Source organism: Thermovibrio ruber (genome assembly GCF_055380895.1).
This window is the reverse complement of record NZ_AP042397.1, coordinates 246,813-270,185: the sequence shown is the minus strand read 5'-3', so window position 1 is coordinate 270,185 and position 23,373 is coordinate 246,813. Positions and strand designations below refer to the sequence as shown.

Genomic DNA, 23,373 nt, shown 5'->3' with positions numbered 1-23,373 from the left:
AGTTCCAATGAAGAACCTAAAGTGGAAACTACTCTTTGTTATAGCGGTATTTTTAGGAGCCCTCTACCTTGACCTGACAAAGCCTATAAACCTGGGACTTGACCTAAGAGGCGGGACTCATTTGGTTCTACAGATAGATACAGAAAAAGCCCTTGAGGACGAAACATCTACGGCCCTGAGGGAGATAAAAAGAATGCTTGAAGAAGAGAACATTCCGGTTGTCTCAGCCTTAAGGAGAGGAACTGAAATAGACATAGAGCTCCTCTCCCCAGATTACACATCAAAAGCAGTCTCACTTATAAAAGAGGACTACAGCAACATGTTTGAGATAACTCCGGCCGGAAAGAAAATAGTTCTCAAAATGAAACCTTCCTACAAGACAAAAGAGATAGATAGGTTAGCAGAACAGGCCCTTGAAACTATAAGGAACAGGATTGACCAGCTTGGAGTTGCAGAGCCGGTAATAGTTAGGAACGGAAAGGACAGGATCATTGTGGAGCTCCCCGGCGTTAAAAACCCTGAGAGGGCAAAAAAAGTTATCGGAAAAGTTGCAAACCTTGAGTTTAAAGAAGTCGTAGATACGGCAAGAACTCCAGACGAGCTGATAACAAAACTCGGAGGAACGATTCCGGAAGGCACAACTGTAATTATTAAGCCGTCTCCAACAGGTCCAAAGTTCTTTTTGGTCAAAAATGGAAAAGAGGAAGAATTAAAGATTAAGAGTTTAGAAGAGCTTGTGGAGAGATTTGGCGGCCACGTTCCGGACGACCAACAAATACTCTACCAAGAGATAAAGAACAAAGAGGGAAAAGTTGTCGGCTACACGTTCTTTATTCTTAAAAGAGAGCCGATCCTTACAGGGGCTTACCTCAAAGATGCCTACCCAAGCCAAGACGAAACCGGAATGCCGGCCGTAAGTTTCGTTCTAAAAAGTGAAGGGGCAAGGATTTTCGCTAACTACACGAAAAACCACATAGGAACCAGACTTGCAATAGTTCTTGATAATAAAGTCCAATCTGCCCCGGTAATCAGAAGTGAAATAGGGGCCAGGGGACAGATAACGGGTCAGTTTACATACCAGGAGGCAAGAGACCTCTCAATCGTTTTAAGGGCAGGAGCTCTCCCTGCACCTGTAAAGATAGTTGAGGAAACAACCGTAGGCCCCTCGCTGGGTAAAGAGTCCATTGAAAAGGGCGTAAAGGCAGGAATAGCCGGAATTGTGATCGTTATGCTCTTTATGGCCGTCTACTACAAAACGGCCGGAGTTATTGCAGACCTTGCCCTCCTTATGAACGTCGTTCTTCTCTGGACAATGATGGTCGTTTTAGGAGCAACACTGACCTTACCGGGCATTGCAGGTTTCATTCTTACTGTAGGAATGGCAGTTGACGCCAACGTCATTATCTTTGAGAGGATAAGGGAGGAGCTCCGAAAAGGCAGAAACCTCTTTTCAGCCGTTGAAGCAGGATTTTCAAGAGCTTGGGGAACAATCCTTGACGCAAACATTACAACCTTAATTGCAGCAGCCGTCCTCTTTCAGTTTGGAACAGGCCCCATAAAGGGATTTGCTGTAACCCTCTCTTTAGGTATTCTCTCAAGTATGTTCACTGCTGTTTTCGTTACAAAGGTTTTCCTTGACCTCTTGGTCAAGCTCAAGCCACAAATCTTCAAGGTTTAGGAGCAAAAGATGAAAAAGCTTGATTTCATAGGAAACAGATACTGGGCCTACATCTTCTCTTTAACGCTCATTATAGGAAGCTGGGTTTACGGAGCTCTCATAAAAGGCCCTAAATTTGGAATTGACTTTACAGGCGGAGTTTTGGTTGACGTTAGGGTAGAAGACCCTCAGGTTAACACCGGAACTTTAAGGGAGCTTTTTAAAGGAAAAATTGAGGGAGTTTTAGTCCAGAACGTTGAAGGAGAGGGAAAAAACGAGTTTATGATAAAAGCCCCGGTAGATAAAGACCCTAACAAAACTGTTGAAACGATAAGAACCGTTTTGAAAAAAAAGTTTGACGGGAAACTTGAGATAAGAAAAGTAGAAATGATAGGGCCAACTGTTGGAAAGGAGCTGAGAGAAAAGGGAATAATGGCAATAATTTATGCCCTGATAGGAATTCTCATCTACGTAGCGTGGAGGTTTGAGCCGATATTCGCCTTCGGAGCCGTCTTAGCTCTAATCCACGACGCCCTTGCAACAACAGGAGTTTTTATGTCTGTAGGGCGGGAGTTCAGCCTTCCGGTAATTGCAGCCCTTCTAACGGTAATAGGTTACTCAATTAACGATACCATAGTTGTCTACGACAGAATCAGGGAGAACATGAAAGTTCTACTAAGGAGTAAACCATTTGAGGAAATAGTCAACGACAGCATCAACCAAACCCTCTCAAGAACAGTAATTACCTCACTAACAACACTCTTTGTAGTTCTCTGCCTATACCTGTTTGGCGGAGGAGTCATAAACGACTTTGCCTTCGTCCTGCTCGTGGGAATCACAGTCGGAACTTACTCCTCTATTTTTATTGCAAGTGCAATCGTCGTTGACTGGTATAAATACGTTAAGAAGGAGAAATGAAAACCCTATACAGGTATATCTCCTACGAACTTTTAAAACTCGTGTTAATATCTTTTCTCCTTTTTCTGTTCGTAATCCTTGTAGATAGGGCATCAACAATAGCAGAAACAGTTTTAGGTCAGGGAGTTTCTTTCTTTGACTTCCTTTCCGTCCTCATAAAAGGACTTCCTGCATTCTTTGGAATAGTAATCCCAATCTCTTTTGTTATATCTACGCTGATACTGTTTATACAGATGGAAAACAACAACGAGTTAGTAGCCTTAAAGTCCTGTGGAGTCAGTATAAAACAGATATCTGTTCCTGTTTTTATTATGGGTTTTCTGTTTTCTTTGATTTCGTTCTACTCATTAATGTTTTTAGCGCCAAACAGTAACGTTGCAATGAAAAAGGAGCTTCAGGAGCTCGTTAAAAGAAAAATAACCATGAGTATTTCTCCAAAAAATTTCTCATCAAACTTCCCGGGGATAACATTTTACGTTGAAAAAGTGTTCCCAGAAAAAGGTTTAATAGAGAACTTTATGGTCTCACTCCAAAAAAAAAGTCAGCTACTAACAATTTTCGGGAAAAGAGGAACCCTTAGAACTGTAGGCGATACAGTCTTTCTTGATATATACAACGGCAGTGCTCAAATGATAGACTGGAAAAAACCGAAAGAGTTTAAACTACTAAAGTTCAAAGACTACACAGTAGAACTCTACAGGTTCTCAAACAGAGAAACCTTCAGTGCAGAAAAGTATAAAACACTCTTTCAGCTCTTGAAGGAAAAAAGTATGGAAGGGAAGGTAGAGCTCCTCAAAAGACTCTGCCTCTCCCTCTCCCCACTAATCGTTGGAATACTTGCCTTTTCAGTAGCAGTATCACTCCCTAGAGGAAGTATGGGAGTAGGTATAGCTTTCGGGCTTCTACTAATTGTAGCTTACTACGTCGTCTATACAGTATCCAAAAAACTTGCCGTTAAGCTGGGAAATCCGGCCTTTGCCCTTTTTCCAGACGTTATTTTTGGAGCTCTTGCAGCAGCCGGGTATTACGGAGCCGTAAAGGAAAAAATCTCAATCAACACCGGGATGAGATGGTAAAGAGATTAGACAGGTATGTATTCTCGGAAGCCTTTAAAATACTGGTTCTGTCGCTCCTTACCTTCCTTACGCTCTTCGGAATAGTTGACCTTGTAAGCCACATTGACCTTATACTAAAAATAGGTTTTCTCAAAAGTCTCCAATTTGTTACCGGAAGGTTTCCACTCTACACAGTTAGAATCATTCCCATAGCCGTTCTCATAACGACAATGGTTACACTGTCAAGGTTCTCATCAACAAACGAGCTGATAGTGGCAAGAGTTCTGGGTATCAGCATTTACAGGTTCTCCCTTCCCCTCTTTGCTTTGGCAGTAATCTCTTCGTTTTTTTCACTCTACGTTCAAGAAAGCTTACTGCCGAAAGGATTAAAGCTTACAGAGGTAGTCGGAGGAGAGAGTGAAAAACCAAAGAACCTCAACGGTGTCTGGTTTCAGGATAAAAAAGGAGACTTCATATTTATCTGGTCGTTTGACTTAAAAACAAAAGAAGGAAAGTGGGCAAGCCTGATAAAAGTTAACCAGTTCCAGCCAACAGAAAGGTTAGACGCAGAGAAAATCCTTTACAAAGGGAAAGGCGTTTGGAAACTTGATAAAGTTCTAAAAAGGGAATTAGAGAACTTTAAGACAGTAGAGCTCCCTTCGCTAAAACTGAACTTAGGCGTAGAAGTTAAAGACCTAAAGCTTTCAGAGATGAACCCCCAACAGTCGGGACTAATAAAGCTCTACATAACAATAAAGCGCTTGAGGAAAATAGGATACAACACAAGAGAGTTAGAAGTAGAACTCTACTCAAAGCTGGCCTTGGCACTATTCCCGATAGTAGTAACGGCAATCGGAATACCCTTTGGCATCTACAACCCCAGAAACAGGAAAGGCTACACATTAGCAATAGCCAGCCTTATCGTCGTCGTTATGTGGGTCACAACCGCCCTGTTCTTAAGCCTCGGAAAGAGCGGAGTTTTACCGTCCCTTTACGCAGCTTTTGCACCTTTAATACTCTTCGGAGCTCTAGGACTATTTCTTTTGGGAAGGGTTGAATCTTGAAGTTCTCCTACAGGAAGGCAAAGAAAGCTCAAGAGATACTGAGAGAAAAACTTGAAATAAAACCCCTTGAAAGGGAAGTAAACTTAATAGGAGGTTGTGACTTAACGTTCCTTGACCCCTTCAAAAACCCTACCCTCGGTATAGGAGCCTTCGTCGTTCTAAAGTTTCCAGAACTTGAGGTTTTAGAAAGAGTATATGAAACAGAAGAAGTAAAAATTCCATACGTTCCCGGCTTCCTAGCGTTTCGAGAGCTCCCTCTCCTTCTTAAAACTTTTCGAAAGCTAAAGAACAGACCCGACGTAATCTTCGTTGATGGACACGGAATAACACACCCGAGAGGTTTGGGAATAGCAGCCCACTTTGGAGTTGTAACGGGAATTCCTACAGTTGGCTGTGCAAAAAAGCCCCTATATGGCAAGTTCAAAGCCCCCTGTAGAGACGTCGGGTGTAAAGAACCGATACTCCATCCTGAAACCAATCAGTTAATAGGATATGCAGTAAGGCTGAGGAAAAACTCAAAGCCGGTACTTGTATCCTCCGGAAACCTGATAACACCAGAAGAAGCCCTTGAGCTAACACTAAAAACGGCCAAGGGATACAAGCTGCCGGAACCTACGAGACTTGCCCACAACTACCTTCAAACTGTTAGAAAAGGTATAATACATCGCAAATTCAAGGAGCCGGAGGAAGGAAATGGCAGTTGAGAAAACGCTGGTAATAGTAAAACCAGATGCTGTTAAGAAGAACGCTGTTGGAGATATCGTAAGGATTCTTCAGGAAAACGACCTAAAACTCCTTGCAATTAAAATGGTTCACCTTACAAAAGAACAGGCTAAGAAGTTCTACATCGTTCACAAGGAAAGACCTTTCTACGATGAACTTACAGACTATATGTCTTCAGGACCCTGCGTTCCTATGGTTTTTGAGGGAGAAAACGCCATATCAAGAGTAAGAGAGATAATCGGAGCTACAGATCCTGCAAAGGCTGCAGAGGGAACGATAAGAAAGAAGTATGGAACAGATGTTGGAAGAAACGCTGTTCACGCTTCAGACTCTCCGGAATCTGCAGCCTACGAGATTCCTTTCTTCTTCAACCAGCTGGAAATTCACGACCAGTATTAATTTTAGAAGGGAGGGAGCTCCCTCCCCCTAACACTATGCAGGAGACTGTATGGACGACAGTTTCAGTTTGTTAGGTATAGACAAAGAGTTTTGTCAAGAAGCCAAAGAATCTGGAACGGAATCTTTGGTAAAACACTTCGTTTTTGAAGACCTTTTAGACACATCAGAAAAACTCATCTGTTACTCAAATGAGATAGGCGAGTTTTCCATCTACAACTACGTCCTCGTGAAAGAGAAACTTTCCCTCTTTTCCAAAAAGAAAGAACAGGACTTAGGCTGTTATTTAGGTTACAAAAACGGTTCTGTTTACACGTTTGAGGACTTTAATTTTAAAATAAACTCCTTTGAAAAGTTTACTCTCCTTACGGAAGCGGTAGAGGTAACAACAGGCAACTCGTTTTTCTTTGAGCTCTGCAACCTGTGTCAACTCCCCGAGAAACTATCCGGAGAACTTGACGTTGCCCTCAGTATATACACGCGAAACCTTAAGAACCTCTCCCCTCTCATCCACTTTGACCAGATTGCTGACGAGAACAGGGAACTCCTTAAACTGGTCTTAAAAGGAAACAACAAAGCCCGGGAAAAGTTAGAGTCTGAAATAGGTGAAACGGAAACAAAACGCCTAATAGAGGAGTTCAAGTCAAAACCGGAAGAACTGTTTGACACATGTCTCCTCTATCTTGGAAACAGCTATACAGTAATAGGGGTAGTAACTTCAGTAAAAGAAGCTCGGTTTAAAGAATATCCCTTAACTTTGGTTGAAGTGTTCTCTGAAGAGATAGAATTAACGGTTCTAACATCCCAAAAGGTTAATCTAACAGAAGGAGAAAGGATAAAACTAAATGGTAGAATGTTCGGGATAGCCATCGTTTAGGAGGAGAGGTGAAGGTAGGAAGGTTTAAACACGGAGATAGAACAATCTTTGCCCTTGTAAAGGGAAAAGAAATAGTTCCTATCAAAGAGAAGCGTATTTCAGAGCTTATGGAAAGCATAACTCCAGAAGGAGAACCACTCTCTTTTAAAGATGTAAAGTTCTTATCACCGACAAGACCAACAAAAATAGTAGCAGTTGGCCTTAACTACAAAGCCCATGCCGAAGAAATGGGCAAACCTCTACCTGAGGAACCTCTCATTTTCATGAAACCGTCAACAGCAGTTATTTCCAACAAAATGAGAATAGTAAAGCCTAAAATGTCTCAAAGGGTAGACTACGAAGGAGAATTAGCTGTTGTGATCGGTAGAAAGTGTAAAAAGATATCTCCTCAGGAAGCTCCCGACTACATATTGGGCTACAGTTGCTTTAACGACGTAACAGCACGAGACCTTCAGCAAAAAGACGTTCAATATACAAGGGCTAAATCGTTTGATACCTTTGCTCCATACGGTCCATGGGTAAATACCGAAATTGACCCGATAGGTTTAAAAATAACCACCAGAGTAAATGGCAAGATAAAGCAAGAGGGAAATACTGAAGATATGATTTTCTCCCCTTTTGAACTGGTTTCATTTATCTCTCAAATCATGACACTCTTACCTGGAGACGTAATCGCAACAGGAACACCCCCGGGCGTTGGCCCACTCCAAGCCGGAGACAGAGTAGAGGTTGAAATAGAAGGAATAGGAACTCTTATTAACTACGTAGTAGACGAAGAGTAGTTTTTAAAACCTTAGAGCGGGAGTGAATACATATCTTTAAATCCTACTTGTTTAGATAAAACCCAAGATTTAGCTTACTCTAATGGTCAAAGAGCTACTTAGAACGGCGAAGAGAAGGTCAAGTGCAGCGAGGTAAGTGTAAGTCATTTATAAAACTTTGATGCTTTTGGAGAAAGCAATTAAAGCTCAAGGTTTTAGATCTATTTTAAGCCAAAATGCCCTCGCTGCAGTGTTAGGGAATACTAATCGGTTATAACTAAGAGTTTACCGGTATCCTTTACGTAATTAACGAACCGCTTGTAAACAGGATGATTAGAGAGGGTTTTTGTGTTTCCGATTAGCACAAGTTTTCGGCGGGGGCGGGTTATTGCAACGTTGAGACGCCTTAAATCCTTTAGAAACCCTATTTCTCCTTCGTCGTTTGACCTAACAAAAGAAACGATGATTACCTCTTTCTCTCTTCCCTGAAAGCCGTCAACGGAGTTGACCTCAACCTTTAGCTCTTTTTCCAGTAAAAGCTGTTTTATCAGTTTAACTTGAGCAGCGTAAGGGGTAATTATTCCTATGTCTTTTCTGTCAAGTCCCATTCTGTGGAGCTCCAACGCAACCTCAACGGCAATCTTTGCCTCTTCATAGTTTTCGTAAGAGGTTGAGCCTTCAGGCTGGAACTCGTAGGCATTTATGTTTGAAACGTCTATGAAGCCTATAGGTAAACTTGGCTCTAAGACTTCTGTAAACTTTTTAGGAGGTTCAAGGTTAAAGTCTGCAAGGGTATGGTCTTTAACTTCTGGGGCTGCAACGAGTTTTCCGTTGTAAAATTCTCTGTTCGGGAATTCCATTATTTTCTCGTTCATCCTGTACTGAACCCGAAGCATTGAGGAGAGCTCCGGGTAAGACTCTATAAGTCTCTCAAAAAGAGTCCTTTCAAGCTCCTTTGCATCCTCACTTACGACGGTCGGAGGAAGCTGCTTGTGGTCGCCGGCTATGTAGAACCTGTCTGCCCTCATTATCGGTATTAAGGTAGACGGTTCAACCTGTTGGCTTCCTTCGTCTATAACTGCAACGTCAAAGTGGAATCCTTCAAGGAGCTCCGACTTAACCATAGAGTTTGTTGATATAACAACGTCTGCCTCTGAGATAATCTCTCTAAGGACCAGATTCTCCATCTCTTTAAGTGCCTTTATCCTTACGTCAACCTCGTAGTTCGCAAGTATCCACTCGGCCATTGAGCGCATTACCTTCTTTGGAACCCCTCTGAAGCTCTTTCCCTTCCTTCCGAAGTAGACTATCTCGTCGTCGCTCATTCCCCGGCGAAGCTGAGGAGTAGGCTTTGTGAACTGGTCTCTCCTCTCTATAAGCTCCCTTACTTTCTCCCAGCCCTCTTTTATCTTCTGGGTTTTCTCGTGCTCCTCGTAGAGGGCGTAGATGGAATATCTCTCAAGCTCTTCAAGAACTCTTGCAGGGTGGCCAATTCTGACGAGTTTCAGCTCTGGATATTTAGAGAGATTCAGAAGAATGTTGTCTGCAGCGATATTTGAGTCTGCCGTTGCGATGACTTTCTTTCCCTGTTTAACAAGCTGAACTATGAGCTCGGTTATCGTGCTGGTCTTTCCAGTCCCCGGAGGTCCGTGGAAGAGGTAGAAGTCCGGGGAGCCGAGGGCTCTCCTAACTGCCTCCAACTGGGTTTCATTGAGCCTCCTGTCTACAGGTTCAAAGTCAACGGGTTCTCCTTTTTCTGGTTCTCTCAGCCCCAAAATGGTGTTCCTCAGCTCCCTCTGGCGGCCGACGGCGTGGCGGAGCTCCTCTAAGTTCTCCTCCATCCTCTTGAAGGTTACGTCGTTAACGTAGAGGTCAATCCTAACTCCCTTCTTGTAAACCCAACGGGGAGGTCTGTTGTCAAACGCTACCGTTATCGTTTTCTCGGTGATTTTCACAACAGTTCCTAAAAGGTCGCTCTTTAGTGGATTTCCCTTGCTGACTAAAACGATGTCTCCCGTAGAGATTTCCGTTTCTATCGGTTTCTCTCTCCAGAAGCGAACCAAGTGGAGGTGAAACTTTGTCCCGGCCTTCGTCCCTTTTAGGTCTAAAATGGCTCTGCCGAGGAGCTCCCTCTCCCTTCCAGAGAGCCTTCTAATCTCAGCCTCTTGAGCCTCAATTTCTGCAAGCCTCTCAACGTCTATTAGGTATTTAAACCTTTCAACGTACCTGTGGACTGTGCATATCTCTTTAGCCTCTTCCTCAGAGGGTATAAAGTCCTCGTAAATCTGGCAAAGGGATTCATCCTTCAGGAAAATGAGAGTTTTCCCGTTGGCTATACAGGTTTCCCTAACATCGCCCTTTTTAAGTCCTAAGTGTTTTAACTCCCTCTGGAGTCTCTTTCCATCGTATATTCCCTCAAGTAGTATCGGCATACTTACCTCACAGGTTAGAATTCTGGTGTATTCTGGTGTTCTGAGAATTTAAAAGAAAAGGAGGAAGCTTGGTAGTCCACATAGTCGGAATCGGCGGAATCGGAATGTCCGGAATTGCATTAGTTCTAAAGGCAAAGGGCTATACAGTCCAGGGTTCAGACCTGAAAGAGAGCTCTATGGTTAAGAAGCTAAGAGAGGCCGGAATAAAGGTCTTCATAGGCCACAGGAAGGAAAATGTTAAGGGAGCAGACGTTTTAATCCACTCCTCGGCCGTTAAAGAGACGAACCCTGAGATAGTTGCCGCAAAGGAGCTTGGAATCCCTGTAATTCCAAGGGCAGACATCCTGTCGGACTTGATGAGGTTTAAAGAGGGAGTTGCAGTTGCGGGGACACACGGGAAGACGACAACGAGCTCTATGGTTGCAAAGGTATTTTATGAGGCCGGTTTAAAGCCGACGATTCTCGTAGGGGGAAGACTCTCTTTCTTAGGAGGATCCAACGCCGTTGAGGGAAACGGAAAGTGGTTGGTTGCAGAGGCCGACGAGAGCGACGGAACGTTTTTAAAGCTAACGCCGACCCTCTCTGTGATAACCAACATAGACGCCGACCACTTAGACTACTATGGCAGTATGGAGAAACTGATAGAGGCCTTTACAGAGTTTGCAAACAGAGCCTCTTTCTACGGAAAGGTTTTCCTGTGCACCGAGTGTGAAAGGGTAAAAGGAATTGTTCCGAAAGTTTACAAGAGGAAGGCTACATACGGGTTTAAAGACACAGACTTTACTGCAGAAAGTATCCAGCCGGCAGGGCTTGGCTCAATCTTTGAAGTGAGGTATAGGGGAAAACAGCTGGGGAGATTAAAGCTCAACGTTCCGGGAAAACACAACGTTTTAAACGCCTTAGGGGCAGTTGGAGTCTCTTTAGAGGCGGGAATCCCCTTTAGCCAAGTGGCAGAAGCGTTGGAGGAGTTTAGAAACGCAAGCAGGAGAATGGAGCTGAAAGGAACGGTTAACGGAGTTACGTTTATTGATGACTACGGTCACCACCCGACGGAAATTCAGGCTTCCTACAGAGCTCTTAAGGAGTCGTTCCCGAACAGAAGAATAGTCGTCCTTTTTCAGCCTCACAGGTTCTCAAGGACTAAAAATTTGTGGAGCGAGTTCGTAAGGGTTTTAAGGGAGATAGACAACCTTTATATCTGCGACATATATTCCGCCGGCGAGGAAGAGATTGAGGGGATAACCGCCGAGAGGCTGGCTTCTGAGTGTGGAGCTCTCTACGGAGGAAGCTTAAAAGAGGCCTGCAGTCTGATTGAGAGGGAACTTCGCCCGGGAGACGTATTCCTCTCACTTGGAGCAGGAGACGTAACAAAAGCCTTTGAACTGATTACTGGAGAAGAAGAATGAAGAGAGTTTTCCTCTTTGACGGAACGAGCCTTGCATACAGGGCTTACTACGGAATAAAGGGACTTTCAACAAGTAAAGGGTTTCCGACGAACGCCGTTTACGGCTTTATAAGAATGTTTCTAAAGATCTACAGAGACTTTAAGCCGGAATACGCAGCAGTTGTATTTGACGCAGGGAAAAAGACATTCAGAACGGAGATTGCAAAGGACTACAAGGCAAACAGAAAGCCAACTCCCGGCGATTTTAAGGTTCAGCTTCCCTACATAAAAAGGTTCTTAAAGTGTTTAGGAGTAAAAACCCTTGAGTTAGAGGGCTACGAGGCAGACGACATAATCGGAACCCTGAAGGAGAAGTTCTCAAAAGAGGGAATTGAGGTCGTAATCGTTACTCCTGATAAGGACATGAGACAGCTGATAGACGAGAACACGAAAGTTATAGCCATATCAAACAGAACGGGAAATTCTAAAACCTACGACTTGAAAAGTTTTAAAGAGGAGTACGGAATAGAGCCTGAACAAATTCCTGATGTATTTGGACTATCTGGAGACGCCGTTGACAACATACCCGGAGTTCCGGGATTTGGAGAGAAGACAGCTCTGAAGCTTATTCAGGAGTTTGGCTCCTTAGAGAAACTCTACGAAAACCTTGGCAGACTCACCCCGAAAAGGAGAGAAACATTAGAGAAGTTCAAAGAGCAGGCTTTTTTGAGCAGGAAACTTGCAAAGATAAAGAGGGACGTTCCGATAGAGATAACCCTTGAGGACTTAAAGGTTCAAGAGCCAAAGGGAGAGTGTTTGAGGGAGCTCCTTACTGAACTTGAGATGAAAAGTATTGCCCAAGAGCTAAAGAAACTCTTTCCAGACCTTGACTTTGGAAAGCCCGTTGAAAAGGGAAAAAGACTTAGTGAAGAGGAGCTAAAGGATTACCTGAGCAGAGTAGACCTCTTCACAAAGCCTGAGATTCTGGTAGTTCCCAAAGGGGCAGACTTTATAGTTGCAAACAGAGAAGGCTACGCCGTTTTAAACAGAGAACAGACAAAAAATGTTGTTAAAAGGGCAGGAAAGGTTTACACGTTTAACCTAAAAGAGCTCTACCACTCTTTGGGAGAGGAGATTAAGGGAAAGCAGGTTGAGGACATCTCTCTCCTCTACTACCTGAAGAATCCTCTTCTTAAGAGTTACTCGGAGGAAAACCTTCTTAAGGAGTTCCTTCAGTCGGTTGACCTCTCTCCGGTTGAGGCCTACGTTCAACACGGGTTTAAGCTGTTAGAAACTGTAAAAGGGGAGTTAAAGAGGCTAAACCTTGAGAGGCTCTACAGAGAGGTAGAGATACCCCTGGCATACGTTCTATACAGGATGGAGAAGAGGGGCGTTCCCTTTGATAGGGAGTATTTAGAAGGGTTCGGAAAGGAAATTGAGAGGAGTTTGGAGGAGCTCCAGGAGGAAATCTACAGAGAAGCAGGAGAGCCGTTTAACGTAAACTCTCCCAAACAGCTTGCCTACATACTCTTTGAGAAGTTAGGACTGAAACCTCTGAAAAAGACAAAGTCAGGATACTCAACAGACGTTGAGACACTTACCACTTTAGCCCTTGAAGGGAACAGAATAGCCCAGCTCCTCTTAGAGTTCAGAAAGCTCTCTAAACTCCACGGAACGTTTATAAAGGGAATTCTGAAACACATGGACGAGAAGGGAAGAGTCCACACAAAGTTCCTTCAGACGGCGACAGCAACAGGAAGGCTCTCGTCGGCAGAGCCTAACCTTCAGAACCTACCGGTTTCAGACGAATTCTCAAAGAGGATAAGACAGGCGGTACGAGCTCCGGAAGGGTATACGCTGGTTTGGGCAGACTACTCTCAAGTGGAGCTCCGGATTCTTGCACACCTGTCACAAGACGAAAAGCTGATAGAGGCCTACAGGGAGGGTAAAGACATCCACACAGAAACGGCAAAACAACTCTTTGAAACTGAAGAGGTAGACGAAACTAAAAGGAGAGTCGCTAAAACGGTTAATTTCGGGATTATCTACGGAATGAGCCCTCACGGACTATCAGAGAGACTCGGAATACCGGTTAAAAAAGCAGAAGAATACATAGAGAGATATTTCTCACAGTTCCCAAAGGTTAAAGAGTTCATAGACAGAACGCTTGAAGAAGCATACAAGAAGGGATACGTGAAAACCCTTTTTGGAAGGATTAGGCCTCTGCCGGAGCTCCGGGACAAAAACTACCACGTAAGGAGTTTCGGGGAGAGGGCAGCGATTAACGCAAGAATCCAGGGAACGGCGGCAGACATCATGAAGATGGCGATGGTGGAGCTCCACCCGAGACTTGAAAGGGTTGGAAGTTACCTGATACTTCAAGTCCACGACGAAGTTGTGGTGGAAACGCCAAAAGAGGCAGAAGAACAGGTTAAGAGAATAGTAAAGGAGACTATGGAAAACGTCGTGGAGCTCTCGGTTCCTTTAATTGTAGACTTAGAAAGTGGAGAGAGATGGAGTTAGAACAGATAGTCAACTACTTCTGCAAGGGTTTCAAAGTCCTTGCTAACTACTTCTATCCCCAGCTCCTGGTAGGCAATCTTTTTACTACACTTTGGGCAGACAATCCTCTTTACTCCCTGGGCAAGGAGAACTTGGGCAATCTCTGAATCGCTGCTTGAAACGTTTTTGTAGAGGCTTACACTAAGGTCTTCAGCCTCAGGTGATAGGATCACAAAGTAGGGAGCAAAGAAGAAAGGTCTCTGAAACGGGAGAGTCAAGCTCTCTCTCTTCAAGTATTGGAACTGCCGTCTTCAAAACTTACCTCCGGAGGCTTTTGTGTTTAAAAGGTGGGAAAACCTTAGTGAAATTTTACTCCCTGAAGTGGAAAGATTCTGTAACGTTTACAACGAAAGGGAAGAACTACTAAGGGAGATTGAGGAGTTTTCAAAGAGGGAAAAAGTTCCGATACTCCTGCCAACGTCTGCTGCCCTTTTAAGGTTAACGGTAAGCATCCTTAAACCTAAAAGGGTTTTAGAGATAGGAACAGGAGTAGGATACAGTACGCTGAACATCTACTTTGGCTACAAGGAGGCAGAGATAATAACCGTTGACTCCAACAGAAAAAGACTTGAAAAAGCCAAAGAGTTCTTTGAAAGTGCAGAAGCTCCCATTAAAACCGTTTTCTCAGACGGCTTAGATTACTTAAGGAACATCCTCTCAATAGGTGAAACTTTTGACTTTATCTTTGTTGACTCTGTAAAGTCTGAATACCCATTCTTCAACTACAAAGTTCAACCGCTGCTGAAAGAAGGAGGAGTTGCACTGTTTGATAACGTTCTCTTCAGGGGATACGTAGCAGGAAGGGAATACGATAGGAAGTATGATAGGGGAGTAAAACTGCTAACCAAGTTTTTAAAGGACGTAAAGGAATATCCGAACTTTGAGGCCACTCTCATTCCCGTTGGAGACGGTCTTCTGTTTCTAAGAAAGTTAGTATAATAAAGGTTGGGTTCCGAGTCTGGTTACCTAAGGGCAGATGCCTATGGAACCAGACCGATAGGGTTCAGCTGGAAACGGCTGAGCCTCCCGGGCTTGGAAAGGAACCCGACAGCTAAGGGGGTCAGTCCAGGCTCGGGCTGACCCCCTTTGTAGTTTATGGCCCAGGAGCCCCCTAAGCACCTCCCCTAAACTTGGGGTCTCCTTCCTGGAGGTGAGAGATGGTTCTAAAGTTTTATTTTACAACACTTGTTCTCCTACTACTCTCAACGGCCACTTACGGTAAAGAGCTTTTTATCTTCGCTGCAATGGGAACGAAAGGGCTCGTGAAAACTGTAGGGAATGAGTTTCAGAGGGAAACGGGAACAAGGCTAACCCTTAATTTTGCCTCTTCCGGCAAACTATTAAATCAGATAGTGGCAGGAGCTCCCTCCGACGTCTACATATCTGCGTCAAAGTTCTGGGCTGACTACGGAGTAAAGAGGAAAACTCTCTTAAAAGAAACAGTTAAACCATTTGCAGAAACCTCTTTAGTCCTTATAGCTCCAAAAAATGGAAAGGTAAAAGAGCTGACAGAAGCACAGAAAATAGCCGTAGGTAACAGACTTTCCCCCGTCGGCAAGTATGCGATTGAAACGCTGAAAAACTTGGAAGTTTACGGAAGAGTAAAAGAGAAGCTCGTTTACGCTCCAACCGTCCGTCAGGTAACTGTCTGGGTAATGACGGAAAACGCCGACCTCGGAATAGTCTACTATTCAGACTACCTCAAGTTCAAAGACAAGGTTAAACTGATAAAGGTCTTCCCCGATAACCTTCACAACCCCATCAGGTTCTATGTAGCCTGTGTAAAAGGAGGAAACTTAAAAGAGTGTAAGGAGTTTGAAAGAGCTCTCTCAGAAACAAAAGACTTCATCTATAAAAAGTTCGGATTTAGAAAGGTAAAAAATGGTTCTTGATAGTGAAGCCCTCTTTTCAGTTGAGCTTTCCCTTAAAGTTGCTACAGTTTCAACAGTTATCGTTTTCCTCATAGGGCTTCCTCTGTCCTACCTGCTGTCAGCTAAGGAGCTCCCCTTCAAAAACCTGATAGACACCCTTATAACTCTTCCTTTAGTCTTCCCGCCAACAGTTACAGGATACATTCTCCTCCTCCTCCTGGGAAAGAACGGACTTATAGGCCAAGTCATCTACAAACTCTTTAATACAGGCATAGTATTTACGTGGTATGGAGCCGTTGTTGCCTCTTCAGTTGCAGCGTTCCCAATTTTTGTAAAAACGGCAAGGAGCTCTTTAGAGTCCGTAAACAGAAACCTCATCTACGCCGCCTACACCCTCGGGAAGGGAGAGGTTGAAACGTTCTTTAGGGTCCTTCTTCCACTTGCAAGGAGAGGAGTAATAGCCGGGCTTGTCCTTTCATTTGCAAGGGCTCTCGGCGAGTTCGGAGCAACCCTCATGTTAGCCGGAAACATTCCTTTCAGAACAAACACAATACCGATTGAGATATACAGCGCCGTTTCAGACGGAAACTTTGAAAGGGCAAACTTGCTAACGGTCATTATCGCCGTTATCTCACTGTTAATCATCTTTACAGTAAACAAGCTAACGACTAGGAGGTTCACAACAGTTGATAAATAGTGCATATTACAATACTTTTCAGCACAAAAGAGGTATAAAAAGACAAATAATAAACTCTCCTGCAGACTGGAATTTAAAACAGGAAACAGGAGAAGAGAAAAAAGTCAGTATTAAAGCTCTAAGAAGAACTAAAGAAAATAAATTCAGATATAAAAGCTGTAAAGAAATAGAAACACTTAAAAGCTCTGAGAGTGATTCAGCTACCCGACATCAGACCTCTGGAGGGAACAAGTCTGTGAGGGGTCTCTCGGAAGAGATAAGACCAGTATTGGTTGAAGAGAAGTGGGAGATAGTGGTGAAGCGACGAGTACAGGGGCTATGGGTAGCTCAAAAAAACCGCTTAGAACTAAAAGATACCAACGCAAAGATTGTTTATCCTCTGAGAAAAAGCTCCGTAGTCTGCGGAACAGAGGAGTGCGTAAGGATATTTGAGAAGTTCGGCGTTGATGTAGAAACTCAGGTAGAGTCCAGGAGTTTCATAGAGAAAAGAGAAGTTATTTTATCGGGAAAGGGGAAGAAAGAACTCCCTCACCTTAAAAAGAGAGCTCCCGAAAAGAAGATAATCATAGAAGCCGAAACATTAGAAGAAGCCTTTGAGTGTATAGAAAAATGGGCAGACATCGTTCAGTTAGACAAGTTCCCCGTTCACCAGATAAAAGAGGTAGTTGAATTCAGGAACAGACACAACCCTCAGGTCAAGTTGGCAGCAACCGGAGGAATCAGAGAAGAAAACGTTGAGAAATTTGCAACGAGCGGCTTTGATTTCTTAGTTCTCACTTCTGTTTACTTCAGTAAACCGATAGATGTAAAAGTGGAAATTACCCCATGTTAAGGTTCCTGGCAGAAAAGAAACTAAAAAACTTCAACTATAGCGTCTCGTTTAGTTCAGATGCAGAGATAACAGCCCTTTTCGCCCCTTCCGGTTCAGGAAAAACGGTAACGCTTCAGATGATAGCCGGCCTCCAAAAGCCCGAAAGGGGAGAGATTGAGGTAAACGGAAGGACACTTTTTAGCTCAGAGAGGAAGATAAACCTTCCCCCTCAGAAGAGAAACGTAGGATACCTGTTTCAGCACTACGCCCTCTTCCCCCACATGACAGTAAAGGAGAACATCCTCTTCTCGTCAAGAGATAAGAAGCTGTTCAGAGAAGTCGTAGAGCTCCTTGAGATTGGAGACATACTCAACAAACTTCCAGACCAAATTTCGGGAGGCCAGAAACAGAGGGTAGCCTTGGCAAGGGCTATTGTGAGGAAACCTGAGATACTGCTTTTAGACGAGCCCTTTTCAGCACTCCACAGGTCTTTAAAGGAAAACCTTTACAGGGAGCTCCTTACAATAATCAACCGATTTAACCAAAGGGCCGTCTTAGTTACCCACGACTTTGAGGAAGTTCTAAAGCTGAGCAGGAAGGTAGTAGTCCTTGAAAATGGAAGAAATGTTCAGGAAGGAAGTCCTGAAGAGGTCTTCTTCTCGCCGAAAACGGTTAAAATAGCAAAGCTGTTAGGCCACAGGAACTTTCTAAAGGGAAGAGTTACCGAACTTGAAAAAGAGTTTGCAGTAGTTGAAGTTAAAGGGAGACTTAAACTGAAGCTGAAGAGGAGAGCTCCACTCAAAATCGGCCAGCAGATAACCGTCTCCATTCTCCCGATGTCTGCAACCTTTTCTCCAGCAGTAGAGTCAAACAGAGTTGAAGCTCTGATAAAGAGGATAGAGAGAATGGGGAACTTTCTCTTCCTTCAGGCAGAGATAGAGGGAGAGGAGGTAGAACTCCAGCTGCCTTTGAGCCTCACTCCTAACTATATCTTGGAGGAAGGTAAAAGGACAACACTTCACCTTTCCGCCGACCAGATATGCACTATTAAGGAGGAAGAATGAAAAGGAAAGTTAAAGTTGAAGACGCCGTTGGAATGGTTTTAGTCCACGATATAACCGAAGTTGACCCTGAAAGGGGATTTAAGGGAAGAGCTTTCAAGAAGGGGCACGTAATCAGGCCTGAAGACGTTGAGAAGCTTAAGAGACTGGGAAAGGAGTATATCTACGTTCTGGAGCTTTCTGAGGATGAAATCCACGAAGATGACGCTGCAAAGATACTGGCCGATGCCCTTATGGGAGAAAACCTCTACAGGGATGAGGAGCCGAAAGAGGGAAAGATAAACATCTATTCTCAGGTTTTCGGGCTATTAAAGATAGACGTTGAGAAACTTTTTCAGTTCAACATGGTCGGGGAACCGTCGTGCCCTACAATCCACACAAATATGTATGTAAAGCCTGGGGAAAAGGTTGCAGCAGTAAGGATAATCTCTTTAGTTGCACCAAAGAGAGAAGTTGAAGAGGCTGTAAGAATTGCAGGAAAGGGAATAATGAGGGTTATCCCTTTTACAGAGAAAAAGGCCGGGATGATAATAACTGGAAACGAGGTCTACTCAGGAAGAATCAAGGATAAGTTCTACGACAGGCTAAAGCCAAAACTTGAGTTCTTCAAGTGCTCTGTTGAAGAAAAGGTAATACTCCCAGATGATAAAGAGAAAATAAGACAAAAGATTGAGGAATTTGCAGACAAATACGACATCGTTATTCTAACCGGCGGAACATCTGTTGATCCCGACGACGTTACCTACAGAGCGATAAAGGAGGCAGGTGCAGAGAACTTCATAAGGGGAAACCCAATCCAGCCGGGAAACATGCTGACGATGGGCTGGGTTAGGGGAAAGCCTGTTGTTGCAGTTCCAGCTGCGGCTCTCTTTTATAAGGCGACATCCTTTGACATCTGGCTTCCGAGACTTTTAGTGGGAGACGTAATCACAAAAGAAGAAGTTGCAATGAAGGGACACGGAGGACTATGCCACAGCTGTCCCGTCTGCGTATTTCCAATATGTCCATTCGGGAGACCGTAATGAAAGTAAAGTGGGAAGAGGCAAAAAGGATCATTGCAGAGAACACAGAACCTGTTAAAGAAACGGAACTGTTAGCGTTAGAGGAGTTAAAGGGAAGGGTTTTAGCAGAAGACGTCCTTTCTCCGATAGACTTTCCAGACGTAAACAAGTCGGCAATAGATGGGTTCGCCTTTAAAAGTTCCTCACTAAAAAAACTCCCCGCAGAGCTGAAAATCGTTGGAGAAACTGCAGCCGGGGATACAGAGAGAAAACAGGTTAAAGAGGGAGAGGCCGTTTTCGTAATGACTGGAGGGGAAATTCCGGAAGGGGCAGATGCAGCCGTTAGAGTTGAAGACGTAGAAGTTGAGGGGGAAAAAATTATCGTTGACTTTCCAGTTGAACCAGGGACTCTCGTAAACTTTAAAGGAAGTGAGATAAGGAAAGGAGAGGTTCTGATTGGGAAGGGGGAACTCCTAAACCCCTTAAAAGTCTCACTCCTTGCCTACGTTGGAGTTTACGATGTTAAGGTTTTCAGAAGACCGAAAGTCGGAATCCTAACGACGGGAAACGAAATCCTTGAGCCATGGGAAAATTTTAGAAAGGGATGTGCCTACAACTCAAACTACTACTTCCTGAAAAGTCTTGTAGAAAAGGCTGGAGGAGAAGTTATAAGGCTTGGAAAGGCTAAAGACGAGCCTGAAGCCTTATTAAGGACAGTAGAAAACGGACTAAGCTTCGTTGACATACTTGTAACAACCGGCGGAGTTTCAAAGGGTAAGTATGACTTCGTTAAGGAAGTTGTTCACAGAGCAGGAGTGGATGTGTTTTTCAAACAGACAAACATAAGACCCGGAAGGCCTCTTGTTTTCGGCAGAAAAGGGAAAAAGCTCTTCTTCGGTTTACCCGGGTATCCGGCTGCTACGGCTGTAAACGCCTTTGAGTTTTTAATACCTGCAGTAAGGAAAATAGCAGGAATCAGGAACTGGGAGAATAGATACGCCGAAGCAACTACAGAAGAAAAGCTCAAGTCAAGGCCTCACAGAGTTGACTTTATAAGGGTTAAAGTGAGGGAAGAGAACGGCTGCCTTAAGGTAAAAAGCTCCGGCAGTCAGCAAACCTCTGTTTTTAAAAGCCTCGTGGAGTCAGACGGACTTGCAGTTGTCCCGGAAGGTCAAGGCTCCCTTGAAGAGGGAGAGAGAGTAAAGGTTCTGTTGTTCAACCAGTTTTTGTAAAATTTCGAGGGGTTTTGGTTAGAGTTAAGATAAAAATTTGCGAATGTTCTATAAAACTTGACAGGAAATTGAAAGGTTTTGTAATATTCTGCAATACAGCTCCAGCAGAGAGGGATAAACGTGGGGATAGAGAGGTTAACAATAGCGGTAGGGCTGGGGATAGGCCTACTGACCGCACAGTCTCTCGCAGCTGTCACCGTTCCCGGGTTTGAGGGAGAACTTAAAACCCAGATAGAGTTCAGACAGGATGTTTACGATAGAGACTCTTTTCCCTTTGACAACTACCTAAAATTGGACTTACGAGACCTTAAAGGGAACTCGGAGCTCCACTTCTACGGAAAGCTCTGGAAGGATTTAGGATACGGAACCGACTGGAACTTAGACCTATACCAGCTTTACGTTGACGTTCCCCTTAACAAAAAGAGAACTTCAGTCCTCTCTGTTGGTAGGCAGTTTATATCTGAAGGGTTTGAAACCTACGTTGCAGACGCAGTTAAGCTTGACACAAGCCTTAAAAACGGAGTGAGGTATACAGTTTACTTTGGAAAGCCCCGTTTTTTCGAGCCCAACACCCACTCCGGAGATGATTTACTCTTTGGATTCAAAATTGACTACAAGGGCTACTACTTAGGTTTTGAACACTTAAGGGACGACGGAAAGGTAAAGAAGAGTTCCTTTGTTTTTGGGAACTATAAATACTTAACCGAAGACCTTGCCCAGTATAGCCGTTTAGAGATTGACGCAGCCCACGGAGAACTAACCAACGCAAGTTTTGGCTTTAACTACTTCCCAACAAAGAGACTGAGGTTTAACACGGAACTTGAATACTACGACGGTTCTTACACATACGACGACCACACAGTTAGAGAGGACAGGATCTTCTCACTCTTCTCACCTAACGGAAGGGAGCTTCGCTTTACACAAAGCGCCTACTACGACGTCACGAAACACTGGCAGCTCTTTGGAAACATCACGCTAACAGACGTCCAGAGGAACGGGAAGGACAACGGCTACCTGACAAAGATAGGTGCAGTAAGGGACACTTGGTTTGAAAACGGTTTAAGGGCTTACGGAGCTCTCCTCTACCAGAACAGCTGGCTAGGAATAATGAGAGGATTTGAACTGGGATTCACTAAATACATCTGCGAAAAGCTAACTCTTAACGGAACTGCCGACATAGCCCGCTACGACAAAATAACCTACGGAAGACAGTGGGCAACTGCGTACTACTTAAGGGGGACATATCAAACGTCAGAGTTCTCAAACTTAGAGCTTGGAGTTGACTACAGGAACAACGAAGACTTTGACCACGACCTCAGGTTAATCCTTAGGTACAACCTACTCTTCTGGGGTGGAACGGGAGAAAAAAAGGCAGAGGATAGGAAATGAGAAAAGGGTTAAAACTCCTTACTCTTTTAGCAGTATTAGCTGTAGTAAGCTCCTGCGGAAATGGGAAGGTTAACTACAGCGAGGAGCTCGGAGCAACTGCCAAGTTTCACCACAGAGAACACAAAGAGTTTATAGATAAACACGGCTGTATACCGTGCCACAAAATGAACGTTGAGATGTCGTGGGCAGACATAGAAGCTGCTGAGAGGAGCTCAAAGAAAATCTTAATGCCATCTAAGGTTACCTGTCACTACTGCCACAACAACCCGGGTAAGTCTCCTACTCCCAACGCTCCAACACAGTGTTACATCTGTCACTTTAACATGAAAGAGATAGAGCCGGCAGACCACAAAACGGCCAACTGGATGAAAACCCACAGGTTCGCATACCAAGCACAGCCTAAGAAGTGCTCAGAGTGTCACAGGCAAAGGTTTTGTATAGAGTGTCACGAGAGGAGAGACACAATTCAGCACAAAGTTCACCCCAGAAACTACGAGTATACACACAGCATAGAGGCTGCGGCAGACCCTGCAAAGTGTAGCAGGTGCCACAGAGTCGGCTTCTGTATGGAATGCCATACAAAGGGGAACTGGACAAGATGAGGAAGGGACTGATAGGTCTAGCGGTTATATGTGTGTTATTTGGGGGAAATGCCCTTTCTACTGAGTGTGGCGGAAAGGGATACATAGGAAGTGATGTTAAGTTCTGTCTTAAGTGCCACACAGAAGGCTGCCCAGTGCTACACCCAATTGACGTTCAGATAAGGGATACAGAGTGTATAAAAGTTCCAAACTCTTTCCCGAGAACGTGGGACAACAGGCTCACCTGCACCACCTGTCACGATATGACAAGCTCAAACGAAAAGTTTTTAAGGACAAATAGACCGATAAAACACAGGTATGACTTCTGCTTCCAGTGTCACAATCCCGAGTGTTACAAGAAGTTTAACCCCCACAAAACGATAGTCTCAAACCTTCCCTGGAGTGAAAAGAAAAAGGCTTGTATCTACTGCCACGGTTTTGGAGCAAAACTTGAGGCCTACAAGGCTTGTGTTGGATGCCATACGAAGACGCCGCACGCTGGAGCTCTAGAACACCTAACAGCAAAGTCTGAAAAGGTTATGAAGCTGGTAAAGGGAAAAGCTGAAGTTGTTGATATCTCTTCAATGGCACAGCTAAAGCCGAAGTTGGACGAGAAAATATTAAAAAGCAGAAAACCGAAAGTAATCTTAGTAAATAAACGGATTGAGTGTATAACCTGCCACAACCCACACCCGCAGATAGCCATACCTGCACCACTGGAAAACAAAGAGTGGGCTAAGGTTGAAAGGGCAGATTTAGACTACAAACTTAAAAAACTCAACCTTGAGCTTAACAGGTTTGAACTTAACACGAAAGGCGTAAAACTCATGAGTAAAGACCTCAAAAACGGCAAGCTCTGCCAGGTTTGCCATTCCATCAACTCGCTTAAGTAGGGGGTAGA

22 protein-coding genes and 1 riboswitch are annotated in these 23,373 nt (G+C 44.1%); of the genes, 20 read left to right on the top strand and 2 right to left on the bottom strand.

Annotation, left to right across the window (positions count from 1 at the left end; translation table 11 throughout):
• Positions 1 to 7: 7 nt before the first annotated feature.
• From secD to ACZ424_RS01420, 8 genes are read left to right on the top strand one after another with little or no spacing between them, the layout of a single operon-like run.
• Positions 8 to 1,678, top strand: a complete 1,671-nt coding sequence (secD, locus tag ACZ424_RS01455; RefSeq protein ID WP_464904745.1) for a protein translocase subunit SecD — start codon at positions 8 to 10, stop codon at positions 1,676 to 1,678.
• A 9-nt stretch (positions 1,679 to 1,687) separates the two neighbouring features.
• Complete coding sequence (gene secF, locus ACZ424_RS01450) at positions 1,688 to 2,575, top strand: protein translocase subunit SecF (RefSeq protein ID WP_464904744.1); 888 nt, start codon at positions 1,688 to 1,690, stop codon at positions 2,573 to 2,575.
• Positions 2,572 to 3,651: an LptF/LptG family permease gene (locus tag ACZ424_RS01445; RefSeq protein ID WP_464904743.1), complete on the top strand. Its 1,080-nt coding sequence runs from the start codon at positions 2,572 to 2,574 to the stop codon at positions 3,649 to 3,651. Before secF ends, ACZ424_RS01445 begins: the two co-directional genes overlap by 4 nt.
• On the top strand, positions 3,645 to 4,694 hold the full coding sequence (locus tag ACZ424_RS01440) for an LptF/LptG family permease (protein ID WP_464904742.1): 1,050 nt from the start codon (positions 3,645 to 3,647) through the stop codon (positions 4,692 to 4,694). Before ACZ424_RS01445 ends, ACZ424_RS01440 begins: the two co-directional genes overlap by 7 nt.
• Positions 4,691 to 5,398 carry an endonuclease V gene (locus tag ACZ424_RS01435; RefSeq protein WP_464904741.1) on the top strand — a complete coding sequence of 236 codons (708 nt, stop codon included), beginning with the start codon at positions 4,691 to 4,693 and terminating at the stop codon, positions 5,396 to 5,398. The genes ACZ424_RS01440 and ACZ424_RS01435 overlap by 4 nt, the downstream gene beginning before the upstream one ends.
• Positions 5,388 to 5,816 (top strand): nucleoside-diphosphate kinase, encoded by a 429-nt coding sequence (gene ndk / locus ACZ424_RS01430; RefSeq protein ID WP_464904740.1) that lies wholly within the window; start codon positions 5,388 to 5,390, stop codon positions 5,814 to 5,816. The genes ACZ424_RS01435 and ndk overlap by 11 nt, the downstream gene beginning before the upstream one ends.
• A gap of 49 nt (positions 5,817 to 5,865) precedes the next feature.
• Positions 5,866 to 6,690: a hypothetical protein gene (locus ACZ424_RS01425; RefSeq protein WP_464904739.1), complete on the top strand. Its 825-nt coding sequence runs from the start codon at positions 5,866 to 5,868 to the stop codon at positions 6,688 to 6,690.
• An 8-nt stretch (positions 6,691 to 6,698) separates the two neighbouring features.
• Positions 6,699 to 7,472: a fumarylacetoacetate hydrolase family protein gene (locus tag ACZ424_RS01420; protein WP_464904738.1), complete on the top strand. Its 774-nt coding sequence runs from the start codon at positions 6,699 to 6,701 to the stop codon at positions 7,470 to 7,472.
• A gap of 242 nt (positions 7,473 to 7,714) precedes the next feature.
• Here the strand turns inward: ACZ424_RS01420 and ACZ424_RS01415 are convergent, their stop codons facing one another.
• A complete protein-coding gene (locus ACZ424_RS01415) occupies positions 7,715 to 9,883 on the bottom strand; it encodes an IGHMBP2 family helicase (protein ID WP_464904737.1) in 2,169 nt (722 codons plus the stop codon).
• Between the two features lie 104 nt (positions 9,884 to 9,987).
• On the opposite strand from ACZ424_RS01415, the gene murC reads away from it, so the two are divergent.
• Complete coding sequence (murC, locus tag ACZ424_RS01410) at positions 9,988 to 11,289, top strand: UDP-N-acetylmuramate--L-alanine ligase (RefSeq protein ID WP_464905199.1); 1,302 nt, start codon at positions 9,988 to 9,990, stop codon at positions 11,287 to 11,289.
• Positions 11,286 to 13,790, top strand: coding sequence for a DNA polymerase I (polA, locus tag ACZ424_RS01405; RefSeq protein WP_464904736.1), 2,505 nt, complete (start codon positions 11,286 to 11,288; stop codon positions 13,788 to 13,790). The genes murC and polA overlap by 4 nt, the downstream gene beginning before the upstream one ends.
• Here polA and ACZ424_RS01400 read toward each other — a convergent pair.
• Positions 13,787 to 14,047, bottom strand: a complete 261-nt coding sequence (locus ACZ424_RS01400; RefSeq protein WP_464904735.1) for a hypothetical protein — start codon at positions 14,045 to 14,047, stop codon at positions 13,787 to 13,789. The two genes, polA and ACZ424_RS01400, sit on opposite strands and share 4 nt — an antisense overlap.
• A 58-nt stretch (positions 14,048 to 14,105) precedes the next feature.
• Here ACZ424_RS01400 and ACZ424_RS01395 point away from each other — a divergent pair, with 58 nt between their 5' ends.
• The 10 genes from ACZ424_RS01395 to ACZ424_RS01350 all read left to right on the top strand — a co-directional run bounded on the left by ACZ424_RS01395 (position 14,106) and on the right by ACZ424_RS01350 (position 23,365).
• Entirely contained in the window at positions 14,106 to 14,768 is a 663-nt protein-coding gene (locus ACZ424_RS01395; RefSeq protein WP_464904734.1) for an O-methyltransferase, read from the top strand.
• Positions 14,768 to 14,888: riboswitch (molybdenum cofactor riboswitch) on the top strand. (Overlaps the previous gene by 1 nt.)
• Before the next feature lie 98 nt (positions 14,889 to 14,986).
• The gene (modA, locus tag ACZ424_RS01390) at positions 14,987 to 15,721 is read left to right on the top strand and encodes a molybdate ABC transporter substrate-binding protein (RefSeq protein ID WP_464904733.1); all 735 of its coding nucleotides are present in this window, start codon (positions 14,987 to 14,989) and stop codon (positions 15,719 to 15,721) included.
• Positions 15,711 to 16,397 (top strand): molybdate ABC transporter permease subunit, encoded by a 687-nt coding sequence (gene modB / locus ACZ424_RS01385; protein ID WP_464904732.1) that lies wholly within the window; start codon positions 15,711 to 15,713, stop codon positions 16,395 to 16,397. Before modA ends, modB begins: the two co-directional genes overlap by 11 nt.
• A gap of 235 nt (positions 16,398 to 16,632) precedes the next feature.
• Complete coding sequence (locus ACZ424_RS01380) at positions 16,633 to 17,229, top strand: beta/alpha barrel domain-containing protein (RefSeq protein ID WP_464904731.1); 597 nt, start codon at positions 16,633 to 16,635, stop codon at positions 17,227 to 17,229.
• Positions 17,223 to 18,272: an ABC transporter ATP-binding protein gene (locus tag ACZ424_RS01375; RefSeq protein ID WP_464904730.1), complete on the top strand. Its 1,050-nt coding sequence runs from the start codon at positions 17,223 to 17,225 to the stop codon at positions 18,270 to 18,272. The genes ACZ424_RS01380 and ACZ424_RS01375 overlap by 7 nt, the downstream gene beginning before the upstream one ends.
• Positions 18,269 to 19,291 (top strand): molybdopterin-binding protein, encoded by a 1,023-nt coding sequence (locus ACZ424_RS01370; protein WP_464904729.1) that lies wholly within the window; start codon positions 18,269 to 18,271, stop codon positions 19,289 to 19,291. Before ACZ424_RS01375 ends, ACZ424_RS01370 begins: the two co-directional genes overlap by 4 nt.
• Positions 19,291 to 20,502, top strand: a complete 1,212-nt coding sequence (locus ACZ424_RS01365; protein ID WP_464904728.1) for a molybdopterin molybdotransferase MoeA — start codon at positions 19,291 to 19,293, stop codon at positions 20,500 to 20,502. Before ACZ424_RS01370 ends, ACZ424_RS01365 begins: the two co-directional genes overlap by 1 nt.
• Before the next feature lie 120 nt (positions 20,503 to 20,622).
• Entirely contained in the window at positions 20,623 to 21,891 is a 1,269-nt protein-coding gene (locus ACZ424_RS01360; RefSeq protein ID WP_464904727.1) for a hypothetical protein, read from the top strand.
• Positions 21,888 to 22,493: a hypothetical protein gene (locus ACZ424_RS01355; protein ID WP_464904726.1), complete on the top strand. Its 606-nt coding sequence runs from the start codon at positions 21,888 to 21,890 to the stop codon at positions 22,491 to 22,493. The genes ACZ424_RS01360 and ACZ424_RS01355 overlap by 4 nt, the downstream gene beginning before the upstream one ends.
• Complete coding sequence (locus ACZ424_RS01350) at positions 22,490 to 23,365, top strand: cytochrome c3 family protein (RefSeq protein WP_464904725.1); 876 nt, start codon at positions 22,490 to 22,492, stop codon at positions 23,363 to 23,365. Before ACZ424_RS01355 ends, ACZ424_RS01350 begins: the two co-directional genes overlap by 4 nt.
• The last annotated feature ends 8 nt before the right edge of the window (positions 23,366 to 23,373 follow it).

Bases quoted from the DNA above. Each gene is read 5' to 3' on its own strand.
- secD (WP_464904745.1), top strand. From the start codon at position 8: ATGAAGAACCTAAAGTGGAAACTACTCTTTGTTATAGCGGTATTTTTA.
- secF (WP_464904744.1), top strand. From the start codon at position 1,688: ATGAAAAAGCTTGATTTCATAGGAAACAGATACTGGGCCTACATCTTC.
- ACZ424_RS01445 (WP_464904743.1), top strand. From the start codon at position 2,572: ATGAAAACCCTATACAGGTATATCTCCTACGAACTTTTAAAACTCGTG.
- ACZ424_RS01440 (WP_464904742.1), top strand. From the start codon at position 3,645: ATGGTAAAGAGATTAGACAGGTATGTATTCTCGGAAGCCTTTAAAATA.
- ndk (WP_464904740.1), top strand. From the start codon at position 5,388: ATGGCAGTTGAGAAAACGCTGGTAATAGTAAAACCAGATGCTGTTAAG.
- ACZ424_RS01425 (WP_464904739.1), top strand. From the start codon at position 5,866: ATGGACGACAGTTTCAGTTTGTTAGGTATAGACAAAGAGTTTTGTCAA.
- ACZ424_RS01415 (WP_464904737.1), bottom strand. From the start codon at position 9,883: ATGCCGATACTACTTGAGGGAATATACGATGGAAAGAGACTCCAGAGG.
- murC (WP_464905199.1), top strand. From the start codon at position 9,988: ATGTCCGGAATTGCATTAGTTCTAAAGGCAAAGGGCTATACAGTCCAG.
- polA (WP_464904736.1), top strand. From the start codon at position 11,286: ATGAAGAGAGTTTTCCTCTTTGACGGAACGAGCCTTGCATACAGGGCT.
- modA (WP_464904733.1), top strand. From the start codon at position 14,987: ATGGTTCTAAAGTTTTATTTTACAACACTTGTTCTCCTACTACTCTCA.
- modB (WP_464904732.1), top strand. From the start codon at position 15,711: ATGGTTCTTGATAGTGAAGCCCTCTTTTCAGTTGAGCTTTCCCTTAAA.
- ACZ424_RS01375 (WP_464904730.1), top strand. From the start codon at position 17,223: ATGTTAAGGTTCCTGGCAGAAAAGAAACTAAAAAACTTCAACTATAGC.
- ACZ424_RS01370 (WP_464904729.1), top strand. From the start codon at position 18,269: ATGAAAAGGAAAGTTAAAGTTGAAGACGCCGTTGGAATGGTTTTAGTC.
- ACZ424_RS01365 (WP_464904728.1), top strand. From the start codon at position 19,291: ATGAAAGTAAAGTGGGAAGAGGCAAAAAGGATCATTGCAGAGAACACA.
- ACZ424_RS01355 (WP_464904726.1), top strand. From the start codon at position 21,888: ATGAGAAAAGGGTTAAAACTCCTTACTCTTTTAGCAGTATTAGCTGTA.
- ACZ424_RS01350 (WP_464904725.1), top strand. From the start codon at position 22,490: ATGAGGAAGGGACTGATAGGTCTAGCGGTTATATGTGTGTTATTTGGG.